The organism is Mucilaginibacter robiniae (assembly GCF_012849215.1).
GTDB lineage: Bacteria > Bacteroidota > Bacteroidia > Sphingobacteriales > Sphingobacteriaceae > Mucilaginibacter > Mucilaginibacter robiniae.
On the sequence record NZ_CP051682.1, the window covers coordinates 4,464,762 to 4,477,108 of the forward strand.

The window sequence follows — 12,347 nt, forward strand, 5'->3', positions numbered from 1 at the left end:
GTACTTTTGAGATACACTTGATTAAGTTATGAGGTTTAATAAAACTTTTGTTGACCAAAAAACTTACGAGTTGGGATATGAAAACTTGCTTAGTATTCGTTTAAAATGCAAATTATGCTATAATCTCCTGTGTACAGAAGCAGGATTTTATATGTTTGTGCTCGTTAAACAACTAAACTTTACTTATGAAGATTTCCAAGATTAGCTATCTACTAACTGCTATGGCACTTTCGGCTGCTACCATGCAAAGTTGTAAAGCAAAAAAAGCAGTAACAAAACCAGCCCCAGCAACCACACCAGCTGCAACTACGGCACCAGCTCCTGAAAAGCAACCAGAGCCAGCACCGCCTGCCCAACCAGAGCCAGCACCTGCTCCAGCAAAGCCAGATTTTAACTTCAGTAATATTCAGTTTGAATTTAATTCGGCTGTATTAAAAACTAGTTCCTACCAGATTTTAGACAAAATAGCTGCTGAGATGAAAAAAGATCAAGCAGCCAGGTTTGTTCTTAATGGAAATTCATCTGCGGAAGGTACTGTTGAACATAACATGTCGTTATCAGTAGATCGTGCTAACTCGGTAAAATCATACTTGGTAAATGCCGGCATTAATGGCGATAACCTGAATGTAAAAGGTTATGGCGAAAGCAAGCCTTTAGCACCTAACACTACAGAAGAAGGCCGCGAATTAAACAGACGTGTAGAAGTAAAATTAACAAAATAATTAACTATCACCGCCGTAAAACCTTGAAAGATATACGGCGGTGATAATTAATTACTTTGTACTATCCAATACCTTCTTCACGGCCAGGTACAGATATATCATAAGCATTTAGCATTACCGATACCAAACAGTATCCGCCGATTAAGTAAACCAGTTCAGCCATGCCTTGTTCACCAAAGGCCTTTAGGGCAGCCTGATAGGTGTACTCCGATAATTGCCCGCCTTTACTTAGTACGGAAGCTACATCATAGGCTATGCCTTCTTCATCGGATAAATCAGATGGACGTTCGCCAGCTGTAATGGTAGCAATTTTCGACACAGACAAACCAATCTTTTCAGCTACGTGCTCATGTGCATAAATTTCATAACGAGAATGAAAATGTGCACCAGTTACCAAAATGGCTACCTCATGCACTGGTTTAGGCAAGGTGGTGTTTTCAGCCAATGCCATGGTGTAATCCCAAGCAGGCCCACCAAATTGTGGAAAGTGCAGTATCGGTATAAAAGGACCAATTAGCGCACCATCTGCCCGTTGAGAAATAAAGCCTTTTAAGTATTTCTGAACGCCTGTTTGTATGTTTTCATGCAAGGTGCGCTGTGTTCCTGAAAGCTGATCGAGGGGAAGTGGTTGTAATCTCATAATGTTGAATAACTAATTAGCTTTATTATTGGTTGTTAAATTTGTATTTCAACCAAATAACATCATTTTCTAATTGCTTCACTTCTGTAAGTTGCAATAGGCTGGCAGGTCGTTTCTGCAAGTATTCACTTACTTCAAAAGTTGTGGCCGATTTTGGCGTGCCATCAGCAATAGGCAGTATCAATATACTCAGTTCATCAATCAAGCCATCATTCAATAATGAGCCATTTAAATGACCGCCACCTTCCAGCATGAGTGTATTAATAGGAAATAAATCGGCCAGTTGGCTTAATGCCGATTTAAAATCAACTTCCTTTTCACCTGCAAAAATGTAAGAAATGCCTTTTTGCTGAAGATAATTCAGGTATTCATCACTTACTTGTTCACTGAGTACTTCAATAATGTGGTCTCCACCTGTTTCATTGCTTTTCCAGCCTAATTTTCCATGCGCATCAACAGCTATGGCAAAAGATGTTGCCTCTTTATTACCAATGAACGGTTGTCGGGCAATAGGATGTTCTGTCTGAGTAAGCTCAAGCTTTTCGCCTCCCGAAAAATCTTTTTCCATAGTAATTCGACCGCACATCCATGCTTCACTCTCAAATGTTTCATGGTATTTTTCAAAGAAACCAGAATAAGTTTTTATCAGTTCCTGATCGCCCCAGTTAGCTGATAAAATTTTGCCATCTACGGTAGACATCATATGGCAGATTACATGTGGTTTTTTCATAATGAGAATCGCTTTTATCTGTATGTACTGCTAAACAGTTAACCAGTTAAATTGATTGATTATCAGTAAAAGGGACACACTCAAAATTATAGGCTTAAACAAAATACGATTAATTATTATTTAATAAGATAAAATAGGCATTTACTTAAAAGTTGTAAAACTTAGTACGTGTGAATATTATTGCTATGATAAAACCGCTGAAAACCTCATACAAAATAATTATTGCTGTTGTTGTTTTGTTATTTGTGTTCAGGCTTATGCTGCCCGGACTTGTTAAAAGTTACGTTAATAAAAAGTTGAATAACTTGCCAGGATACACCGGGCATGTAGACGATATTGATATTCATTTAATCAGGGGAGCTTACTCTATTCATGGTCTGGAACTAAGAAAAACTACGGATAAGAGCAAGCATCCATTCTTACAGATTGCAGATATTGATCTTTCTGTGCAGTGGAAAGCAATATTCAAAGGTCGGTTAGTAGGCGAAGTTGAAATGGATCATCCTGTTATTAATATACAAGCTACTGTTCCAGATCCTGGAGCAGAGCCATCTAAGGAACATTGGACGCAAACATTGAAAGACCTGATGCCAATGACCATCAACAGACTGCAAGTTAATAATGGAAGATTTGCTTACCTGGATTTTTCTAGAAAGCCTGATGTGGACTTGCATATTGACAATATGCAGCTTACTGCATTAAACTTAGCCAACGTTGAAAAATCAGGTGAACGTTTGCCTTCCACAGTAAGGCTTACAGGAACATCTATCGGCGGGGGCAGTTTGAGAAGTGATATGCGGGTAAATGCTCTAAAAGAAATACCTGATTTCAACATGAACATGCAATTAACCGGTGTAAATCTTACAAGCCTGAATAATTTCATTAAGGCATACGGTAAATTTGATGTGGAAAGAGGTAGCCTAACTATGTATAGCGAGCTAAAACTCATGAACGGTCATTTTGATGGTTATATCAAACCTTTTATTAAAAACATCAAAGTATTAAACTGGAAAAAGGATGTAAAGAAAAAAGGTGGGATATTGCAAGCTGCAAAAGAAGCAGTAATAGGATTGTTTACTAAAGCCGTTGAAAATCATAAAACTAAGAAAATTGCAACTAAAATACCCATTAGCGGTAACGTTCAAGATGTGAAGACCAATGGTTGGAAAACGTTTTTAGGTGTGCTGAAAAACGCCTTTATCAAGGCGCTGAATCAAGGTATAGAAAATAGCCTGGGCTAAATAGCTGGTGTTAAGGTAAGCTAATTTATGCAAACATTTTATTGGAATATGTCTTGTCTTTAATTATATAACTTCTAATAATATGAACAGACCCTTCGGTATTATCTTAATTGTGGTTGGCATTGCCATGCTGGTTTGGACAGGATTTACATATACTAAGCGAGAAAAAATTATAGATGCTGGTCCAATTCAGGTTTCTGCCGATAAAGAAAAGTCGGTGAACTGGCCACCTTATGCTGGAGGAATCCTTATTATTGGTGGGGCTATTTTATTAGCTACCGTCAAAAAATCAGCTTAATGACTGTTTGCCTTAATAATAAACATCAATAATAAACTGATTGCCTATCGGTGTTCTCATATTGTATAAAATTAACGCTTTTGAGTAAAGCGTTTATGATTGCTTAATCTGAACTATTTTGCCCTATTAATGAGTGTTAACGAGATAATAACCATAACTATTGTTTTAACGGCAGTGTTTGCCTACATCAATCACCGGCTGATTAAATGGCCTCCTACCATTGGCATTATGGTTTTATCGCTGCTATTTTCTATTCTGGTAGTTATTTTGGGTAGTTCAGGTTCATGGGTTGCCGAAAAGGTCAGACAGTTAGTAGGGGCTATAGATTTTGAAGATGTACTCATGAATTTTATGCTTAGCTTCCTACTATTTGCAGGTGCTATTCATGTGGATGCCAATAAGCTTAAACAGGAACGCTGGCCTGTATTGCTGCTGGCAACTATGGGTACATTAATTTCCACTTGCTTGGTTGGGGGATTGATGTTTTATCTGTTTAAATTATTCAGCCTGAATATACCCCTTATTTATTGCGTGCTGTTTGGCTCTCTTATTTCTCCTACAGATCCTATTGCTGTATTAGGTATTTTGAAAGAAGCCAAAATTCCGTCCTCATTAGAACTTAAGATTTCTGGAGAGTCTTTATTTAACGATGGAGTTGCTGTAGTAATTTTTATTACTATCACCGAAATAGCTAAATCAGGTGGAGCTCACATTGATATATTGGATACAGGTAAACTCTTTTTGCGCGAAGCCGTTGGCGGATTGTTTTTCGGCGGTGTATTAGGTTATATAGGTTATTGGGCATTACGCTCTATTGATGATTATAAGGTAGAGGTGCTTATTACGCTGGCCTTGGTAGCTGGTGGCTATTTGCTTGCCGATCGCTTGCATGTTTCTGGTCCGCTGGCTATGGTAATAGCAGGTATCATCACCGGCAACAAAGTGAAAAATGAAGTGATGTCAGATATTACTCGAGATTACTTAGGCAAATTTTGGGAGTTGATCGATGAATTATTAAATGCTATTCTGTTCCTATTAATTGGTTTGGAAATGCTGATTATTAAATTAAATATTACCCTGTTGTGTATAGGGGTTATAGCCATTTTTCTGGTGTTGTTATCAAGGCTTGTGTCTGTTGCTTTACCGGTATCTTTATTACGCTTTAAAATAAAGTTTGAACAGCATGCAGTAGCTATACTGACTTGGGGAGGGCTAAGAGGAGGCCTATCTGTTGCTATGGCATTATCATTACCTGCAAACATGTATCATGATGAATTTTTGTTAATTACCTATGTAATTGTAGTTTTTTCCATCTTAGTGCAAGGACTTACCATTGGTAAAGTAGCTAAAAGGCTGCAACCAGCTACTGCTAAATAGCTCCAAACTAACTATTGTATATAAAAGGCATTACTGTTATAATGTACAATTAGTAATTTACCTGTTCTGCAATAGATAAATTTGCAAAACAGGCAAGCATATTTTTGATGAAGAATATCATTGAGTTTATTTGTTCAATTTACTTTCAAGTTGCTGACTAAGGCTTAAAGCAGCACTGATTAATCCTAAGTGGGTAAATGCCTGTGGATAGTTACCTAAATGCTGACCATTAGAGCCTAGCTGTTCTGCAAACAAACCTAAATGGTTGGCATAACCTAACATTTTTTCAAAATACAAGCGGGCTTTATCAGTTTGGCCAGACAAGCCTAAACACTGCACATACCAAAACGTGCACATTGAGAAGGTACCCTCACCACCATGTAAGCCATCCAGGTTTTCCTGATTGCGGTAACGGTACACTAAAAAGTCGGCCACCAGCTTTTCTTCAATACACTCCAGTGTACTCAGCCATTTAGGATCTTTGGGGCTAATAAAGCCAATTATTGGCATCAGTAATGCAGCTGCATCAACCGTTTCCGCATTTTTATATTGAACAAAGGAGTTGAGCTTGGTGCTGTAATAATCCTGGTGTATGGTATTAAATATTTGATTACGCTGTTCCATCCAAGTTTCCGGGAAAGGGTAGGAACGATTTATCCCAATCTTGATAGCCCGGTCAAACGCTACCCAGCACATTATTTTTGAATATAAAAATTCTTTTTCACCACCACGTACTTCCCATATACCTTCATCCTTACGGGTCCAGTTTTTACTTAACCAATCAATCTGGCTAGAAAGTTTTGTCCAGAGTTCATATGAGATAGGTTCACCATCTTTATCATACTGATAAACAGCGTCCATCAGCTCTCCGTAAATATCCAGTTGCAATTGTTGATAAGCCCCATTACCAATTCTGACAGGTTTGGAATCACAATAACCTGAAAGGTTGTCGAGTATCTTTTCTGTCAATCCCCGGCTACCATCAATTTTATACATCAGTTGCAGGTTTTGCTTATGATGTACGTCAAAACATTGGGTAGCCACCCAGTTAATGAAGTCGCCGGCTTCTTTTGTATAGCCGAGTTGCAGTAAGCAATATATAGTAAACGATGCGTCGCGTATCCAGGTATAACGATAATCCCAGTTCCGCTCACCACCTATTTCTTCTGGTAGTCCAAAGGTAGGGGCAGCTACCAACGAACCATATTTATAAGAAGTCATTAGCTTTAAAATCAAAGCAGAACGGTTAACTATTTCACGCCATCTGCCATGATAATTGCTTTTCTCAGTCCAGTTTTGCCAATAGTTAATGTTCTCCATTAAACTATCAGATACAAATTGCTGTAGGTCTTTTAACTCCGGACTTGCTTTATCTACATACGATAAAATAAAATCAGCTGTTTCGCCGGCAGCTAATGTAAATTCAGCACTAACATCATTGTCCTGAATGGTTAGCGGTACAGAACTTTTTAATCTTATCTGAACGTTTAATTCATCACATTGAAATATCAGTTCTTTATCACTTATTGGTTGAGCAACATGGGCAGACGTAGCATAGTTAAAGCGCGGTGTGCAAGATAAGCTGTAAGTAATCTCACCCTGCAAAGTAGTTACTCGCCTGATGAGCTCATTTCCACGGTTTACTGCTTGTACCGGCATGAAATCAGTAAGTTCACCTATACCATTATCTGACAGAAAACGAGTCAAGAGGATATTGGTATCAGGCAAGTACAGTTGTTTATACCTTATTTGTGCATCTTTAGGATGCAGTTGAAAACGTCCTCCTTTTTCATTATCCAGCAAAGCGGCAAACAGAGTAGGCGAATCAAAGTCAGGGAAGCACATAAAATCAATTGAACCCGTTAGTCCAATGAGTGCCACTGTGTTCAAGTCGCCAACAATTCCATAATCTTCAATGGGCAGGTATGCGTTATTCGTATCTTTCGGATCCATAAATAATGTAGCTATTAATTACAACAAAGTGTAGCCATGTAAAAAAGAATAACCACACTTTGCTAATCAGAGGTTTTACTTGGTAGAAGAAGTATAATTAGAAAATGTTTGTGCTTCCGTATTCTCAAAAGTGGTTTTGAATACTTACTTGGCGTAACATTCAAGCAGCCACCACTGCCATAATAGATTACTTAAACATTTGTTTAATTCGATTGAAGATTCCGGAAGGTTCATCCTGTTTTTCATCACCACCCAGCAGAAAGCCATATGGTTTAAGCGAATCAAAATGATCGCAGGTAATTTTAATCATTCCAAATATTGGTACGGCTAAAATCATTCCTGGTACTTCCCAAATTGCATCACCGATCAGGATACTTACTATGGTAAAAAACGGATTTAAATTAACTTCTTTACCTACAATTAAAGGTTGCAATATGTAAGATTGAATAAATTGAACAAGCCCGTAAGTAATTAAAATACCCAAAATGAGTTTAGTATCGCCGCCCTGAATTAATCCCATTAGTACTGTTAAAGTGGTGCCAGTAATATTGCCTATAAATGGAATAATTTCTAAAGTACCACATAATAAAGCAAAAAAGATGGCATAGTGTACACCAACAAGCGAAAAGCCTATGCCATACATTACCCACAAAGTAACAATCATGAGTGCTAAGCCGCCTAAGTATTGTTGTGAAACCTGACTGGCCTCAGGAACAAGTTTAGAGATATTTTGACGCTGGTTATCAGGGCTTGCTTTCAGAACGAAGTCCATTAAGTGCCGGCGAAAATACATGAACAAGAAAACATAAACCAGTACCAGAATGATATTAACAAGGATGCCCAGTAGATTACCGGTTACGCGAGCCAGTATGGTAATGGAATTACCGGTATTAGCTTTTTTAACAATCTCTTTTTGTTTGGCTTCTGCTATACCTAAATGTGAAGCAACAAAATCTTGCACCTGGCTGCTTATCTCGGACAAACGTTGCTTGATTTGCCCCATGTCACTAACTAAATTTGACATTTGCCAGGATAACAACCCAATGATTAATGCAAAAGCCAACACCATCAGCAAAATGCATATTACAGCTGCTAATGCTCTGTTCATGCCTTTAGCTTCCAGTTTTTTGCTTAAAGGGATAAGCAACATGGCCAACACTAATCCAAATACCATTGGAACCAGCAGCGATTTAGCAAAGTAAAGAATGCAGGTTCCTAAAACTGTAATAAGCAGAATATTGCGAATTTTTGATAAATAAGGGTATTCTGATGTTTGCATAGTTATGGTTTTGATTGGTTAAATATTGGGTGATAGTTGATACCTGCATGAGTTTACCTATATTGCTGGTAAGTATATGCTACTAACAATTATTGTGATAACTATTTAGGCGATATTGCTTGAGCGCTAGTTATAAATGTTATGTTTTTTATCAATCATCATTATCATCTACATATCTGTTTTCTCTAATTTTATTTTTCCACCTGATGTACCAGGCTTGTTTATGTAACGCCAAAAGGAAATAAACGGCAGCAGCTGATACAACAGCCGTTATAAACATATTCATTCCTACCGCTACCCCAACGCCAGCTGTACACCAAATGGTAGCAGCAGTGGTTAAGCCTTGTGAACGGTTGTTACTGCTATCTTTGAAAATGATGCCTCCACCCAAAAAGCCAATGCCTGATATAATATATGCAATGATGCGTGATGTAGAAGATAGGTCATGCAGGTTTTCGCCAATGTCGGTAAATAGTGAAGCTCCAAGACAAACGGCAGCATAGGTACGGATTCCGGCACTTTTACCATCCCGTTCTCTATCGTATCCGATAGCTCCACCTAGAATAAAAGCAATCAGTAACTTTAAAACAATATTGAGCTCATTATTGATATCCATTCAAAACCTTCTAAAATATTTTTATTAACAATTGTAAGCTATAACAGCAAACAAGCTCTATAGTGTGATAACCTATTGTATTTAGTTGATTGTTATTGGAAAGATTATTTTTAAACCAAGTGGTTTTTCCTGATTTTAGGAAATAACAATCAAAGCATAGCAGATTTACGTAAGAAGCAACATTAACTTTCAAAGGAGTAATAAGACCTTTAGTATTTTGTAATTGGTGTGCCTGCAAAGTGCATTATGGTAATTGCTTATCTTTGAATCCTAATAATTTAAAGAGAATTAATTTTACTGCATTGGTATCAGTATTTCAATTATTGAAAAGCAACTATCGGACGCTATTTTCAATTAGCTTGCTGGTTATTGTATTTTATTTAAGTCTTCAGCATAGTTATGTATTCTTTCATACCGTTGTTGAATTATTTTCTATTGTAGTTGCTTTTGCAGTTTTTATTGTCACTTGGAATGCGCGCCGTATGATGGATAACAACTATCTGCAATTTGTGGGTATTGCTTACATTTTTATAGGTGCTTTAGATTTGCTGCATACCCTAACTTTTAGGGGAATGAATCTGATTGTTAGTCCTATTTACTATACTAACCAATTCTGGGTAGCGACTCGTTTTCTGGAAGCTATTACATTACTGACTGGCTTTGCATTTTTAAATACGAAAAGGAAACTGAATGCCGATTTGGTTTTCCTGATCTATTTAGTGGCAAGTACGCTTATAAGTTTATCAATTCTGTACTGGAAAAATTTTCCTGTTTGCTATATTGATGGATATGGGCTTACTGATTTTAAAATTTATGCCGAATATGCTATTATAGCCATTCTTTTTATTGCAGCTTACCTTTTAGTTCAAAAAAAAACGTCTTTTACTCCATTGGTTTACCAGTTGATATTTTACTCATTGGTATTTACTATATTAAGTGAGTTTTGCTTTACGCTTTATGCAACAAACAGCAGTTTTGCCGCCGAGTTAGGGCATTATGCAAAATTGATTTCTTTTTTCCTGCTTTATAAAGCCGACGTTGAAACCGGCTTCTTAAAACCTACTGATTTAATTTTTAGAAACCTAAAGGATAACGAGGAGAAATACCGCACACTGGCAGAAAGTATGCCAGGACTTATTATGCGGTTTGACCATAACCTAAATTGCATTTATAATAATAGTAGAGCAAATCAATGGTTGCACAATGGACAACAAAGCTTATCTATCGCAGATTCTCCTGAAATGCAGATGACTTTATCTTTAGAGATGGAGTTGAGCCATTTATTACAAAAAGCAAAAACTACCGTACAAACGCAAGAGTCATATATTTCTGTTCAGCAGAATGAAGCTATAATGCATTATGCTGTTCAGGCTATTCCGGAACAGCATACCGAAACAGATGAGCCTACATATTTGATTATATGTCAAGATGTTACTCTTTTAAAGCTTGCAGAACAGCAATTGAAAGAGCTAAATGCTACCAAAGATAAGCTATTTTCTATTATAGCTCATGATTTAAGAAACCCATTTACCTCTTTACTATCATTCAGTGAGCTGATCTATAAAAATGCAGATAAGCTGCGTAAAGAAAAAATTGAACAAATGGCTTTACGCATGAATGATTCAGCCAAGCAGGCTTATGCATTACTAGAGAATTTACTGAACTGGTCGAGGGTACAAACCGGAATGCTTAAGCCTAACTTACAGCTTTTAAATTCCCAAGAGTTATTGAATGAAGCAAAGTCTTTCTCATCTTCTGTGGCTCAGGCAAAAAATGTTGATATTGTAATTATTGGCAGCAGTGCTATAAACGTGTTTGCTGACAAGCACATGATTAATACTGTACTCCGAAATTTGATTTCTAACGCCGTAAAATTTAGTTATCCCGAAAGCAGTATTGTGCTGAGGGCTGACCAGAATGGAAGTGATATGATGTTTTCGGTTGCGGATATGGGCGTAGGTATAGAGAAGGAAAATCAGGAGCAACTATTAAGCATTGGTAACAGGCACTCTACCAACGGTACCGCAGCTGAAAAGGGTACTGGTTTAGGTTTAGTACTTTGTAAAGAGTTTATAGAGCTTAACGGTGGCCGTTTATGGTTAAACAGTGAATTTGGTGTAGGTACTACTTTTTACTTTACCTTACCTATTGCACACGATCAACTTCAAAAAAGAATTTAGTAAATTTCTGATGCAAGCCTTCTTTTTGCGTGTAAACAAACAACATATTTTGTTATAAAAAAGCTTGTAAGTGAATACTATACTTATGAGCTTTTTTATGTGTTAATTAGTTAAAATCTGTTGTAAACCGTTATTTGAAGCTGATGGTTGTCAATATCGGAAAATGATCTGACGGGTATTTGCCATGATAGCCTTACCGGTTAGGGTTCTGCCCAGACTTCGCATTTAATAAGCAGTCTGTTTCAGGAATGGGGGTTAAAGGTAATATTTATCATTTCATTTGCGAGCTACAGTACTTAACTGGGTAAGTTCGCCAGAGTTGCTGCCAGTTAATTGTTAAATAATATCATTTGTAATAAAAATTAGCGAACGTTGTAATTTATGCTGAATAACAAAAGCATTCTTTTAGGATTATTATTTGCTATACTTTGGGCAACTGGATCTGTAGCTTTTAAATTGGGACTTCGGTCGGCCGATCCGTTGATATTGGCTACTATGCGCTTTGTGGGTACGGGCATTTTGTTCGGTCATTACTTTCTGATTAATAAGAAGTACCGTTTTCGACCTAACTTGGTAGAGTGGAAAGCCATTGCTATTTATGGACTTTTAAATACTACGTTAACACTAGGATCGTTTTCAGCTGCACAACGATATGCATCCGCTGGTATTAGTATGCTGTTTATTGCTATTACTCCCTTAGTGATTGCACTGTTAAGCTCTATCTTTTTGGAAAGGAAGCTTAAGTGCACAGAAGTAGCCGGTATGCTGCTGGCATTTTCGGGCTTAATGCTTGCTGCTGTTCTTGATCTGCCAAAAGCACAGATTAAGCCTATGGGTATTATTCTATTGATGATTTATGTTTTTGCCTATGCGTTAAGCAGTATTTACTTTTCGGGCTTAAAATTATCTTTATCTAGAGAGGTGTTTAATGTATGGCAGGTATTTGTGGGTGGTATAATACTAAGTCCTTTGTCTTTATTCTTTCATCAAAGCCATGTTACACATTGGGACTTTTACCTATGGGGATCTTTAGCCTGGTTGATTGTAGTGCTTTCGTTTATTGCTAACCAATTGTGGTTATACTTAATTAACTTAGATACGGTAAAAGCGGCAAACTGGCTTTACCTGGTTCCTGGCTTAGGTTATATATATGGTTATGTTTTGCTCCATGAACATATTACCTGGTATGCAATATGCGGAACAATAATGGTTATAGCAGGCTTAATAATATCTAAGGGTGTTAAAACAAGTAAGCAGTAACATGCTTATTCGGACACACGAACAACATAGTAGCATCTTAACCTTTTTATT

The 12,347-nt window shown here is 37.2% G+C and carries 11 protein-coding genes; 6 read left to right on the forward strand and 5 right to left on the reverse strand.

Features of this window, described 5'->3' with window-relative positions; genetic code table 11:
• Positions 1–185 precede the first annotated feature (185 nt).
• Positions 186–722, forward strand: a complete 537-nt coding sequence (locus tag HH214_RS19490; protein ID WP_169610492.1) for an OmpA family protein — start codon at positions 186–188, stop codon at positions 720–722.
• Between the two features lie 61 nt (positions 723–783).
• Here the strand turns inward: HH214_RS19490 and HH214_RS19495 are convergent, their stop codons facing one another.
• Together HH214_RS19495 and HH214_RS19500 are read right to left on the reverse strand one after the other, a co-directional pair.
• Positions 784–1,362, reverse strand: coding sequence for a carboxymuconolactone decarboxylase family protein (locus HH214_RS19495; RefSeq protein WP_169610494.1), 579 nt, complete (start codon positions 1,360–1,362; stop codon positions 784–786).
• A gap of 25 nt (positions 1,363–1,387) precedes the next feature.
• Positions 1,388–2,092 (reverse strand): dihydrofolate reductase family protein, encoded by a 705-nt coding sequence (locus tag HH214_RS19500; protein ID WP_169610496.1) that lies wholly within the window; start codon positions 2,090–2,092, stop codon positions 1,388–1,390.
• Between the two features lie 257 nt (positions 2,093–2,349).
• Between HH214_RS19500 and HH214_RS19505 the strand changes: the two genes are divergently transcribed.
• The 3 genes from HH214_RS19505 to HH214_RS19515 all read left to right on the forward strand — a co-directional run bounded on the left by HH214_RS19505 (position 2,350) and on the right by HH214_RS19515 (position 5,008).
• Entirely contained in the window at positions 2,350–3,333 is a 984-nt protein-coding gene (locus HH214_RS19505) for a DUF748 domain-containing protein (protein ID WP_169610498.1), read from the forward strand.
• A gap of 82 nt (positions 3,334–3,415) precedes the next feature.
• Positions 3,416–3,631 (forward strand): hypothetical protein, encoded by a 216-nt coding sequence (locus tag HH214_RS19510; protein ID WP_169610500.1) that lies wholly within the window; start codon positions 3,416–3,418, stop codon positions 3,629–3,631.
• Between the two features lie 129 nt (positions 3,632–3,760).
• Positions 3,761–5,008: a cation:proton antiporter gene (locus HH214_RS19515; RefSeq protein WP_169610501.1), complete on the forward strand. Its 1,248-nt coding sequence runs from the start codon at positions 3,761–3,763 to the stop codon at positions 5,006–5,008.
• A 126-nt stretch (positions 5,009–5,134) separates the two neighbouring features.
• On the opposite strand, the gene HH214_RS19520 is transcribed toward HH214_RS19515, so the two are convergent.
• The 3 genes from HH214_RS19520 to HH214_RS19530 all read right to left on the reverse strand — a co-directional run bounded on the left by HH214_RS19520 (position 5,135) and on the right by HH214_RS19530 (position 8,856).
• Complete coding sequence (locus HH214_RS19520) at positions 5,135–6,961, reverse strand: glycoside hydrolase family 15 protein (RefSeq protein WP_169610503.1); 1,827 nt, start codon at positions 6,959–6,961, stop codon at positions 5,135–5,137.
• A 187-nt stretch (positions 6,962–7,148) separates the two neighbouring features.
• Complete coding sequence (locus tag HH214_RS19525) at positions 7,149–8,240, reverse strand: AI-2E family transporter (RefSeq protein ID WP_169610505.1); 1,092 nt, start codon at positions 8,238–8,240, stop codon at positions 7,149–7,151.
• Between the two features lie 151 nt (positions 8,241–8,391).
• Entirely contained in the window at positions 8,392–8,856 is a 465-nt protein-coding gene (locus HH214_RS19530) for an MgtC/SapB family protein (RefSeq protein WP_169610507.1), read from the reverse strand.
• Positions 8,857–9,158: 302 nt separating this feature from the next.
• Between HH214_RS19530 and HH214_RS19535 the strand changes: the two genes are divergently transcribed.
• Both HH214_RS19535 and HH214_RS19540 read left to right on the forward strand, forming a co-directional pair.
• Positions 9,159–11,036, forward strand: coding sequence for a sensor histidine kinase (locus tag HH214_RS19535; protein WP_169610509.1), 1,878 nt, complete (start codon positions 9,159–9,161; stop codon positions 11,034–11,036).
• 381 nt (positions 11,037–11,417) lie between these two features.
• A complete protein-coding gene (locus HH214_RS19540) occupies positions 11,418–12,296 on the forward strand; it encodes a DMT family transporter (RefSeq protein ID WP_169610511.1) in 879 nt (292 codons plus the stop codon).
• Positions 12,297–12,347 lie beyond the last annotated feature (51 nt).

Bases quoted from the DNA above. Each gene is read 5' to 3' on its own strand.
- HH214_RS19490 (WP_169610492.1), top strand. From the start codon at position 186: ATGAAGATTTCCAAGATTAGCTATCTACTAACTGCTATGGCACTTTCG.
- HH214_RS19495 (WP_169610494.1), bottom strand. From the start codon at position 1,362: ATGAGATTACAACCACTTCCCCTCGATCAGCTTTCAGGAACACAGCGC.
- HH214_RS19500 (WP_169610496.1), bottom strand. From the start codon at position 2,092: ATGAAAAAACCACATGTAATCTGCCATATGATGTCTACCGTAGATGGC.
- HH214_RS19505 (WP_169610498.1), top strand. From the start codon at position 2,350: ATGCTGCCCGGACTTGTTAAAAGTTACGTTAATAAAAAGTTGAATAAC.
- HH214_RS19510 (WP_169610500.1), top strand. From the start codon at position 3,416: ATGAACAGACCCTTCGGTATTATCTTAATTGTGGTTGGCATTGCCATG.
- HH214_RS19515 (WP_169610501.1), top strand. From the start codon at position 3,761: ATGAGTGTTAACGAGATAATAACCATAACTATTGTTTTAACGGCAGTG.
- HH214_RS19520 (WP_169610503.1), bottom strand. From the start codon at position 6,961: ATGGATCCGAAAGATACGAATAACGCATACCTGCCCATTGAAGATTAT.
- HH214_RS19525 (WP_169610505.1), bottom strand. From the start codon at position 8,240: ATGCAAACATCAGAATACCCTTATTTATCAAAAATTCGCAATATTCTG.
- HH214_RS19530 (WP_169610507.1), bottom strand. From the start codon at position 8,856: ATGGATATCAATAATGAGCTCAATATTGTTTTAAAGTTACTGATTGCT.
- HH214_RS19540 (WP_169610511.1), top strand. From the start codon at position 11,418: ATGCTGAATAACAAAAGCATTCTTTTAGGATTATTATTTGCTATACTT.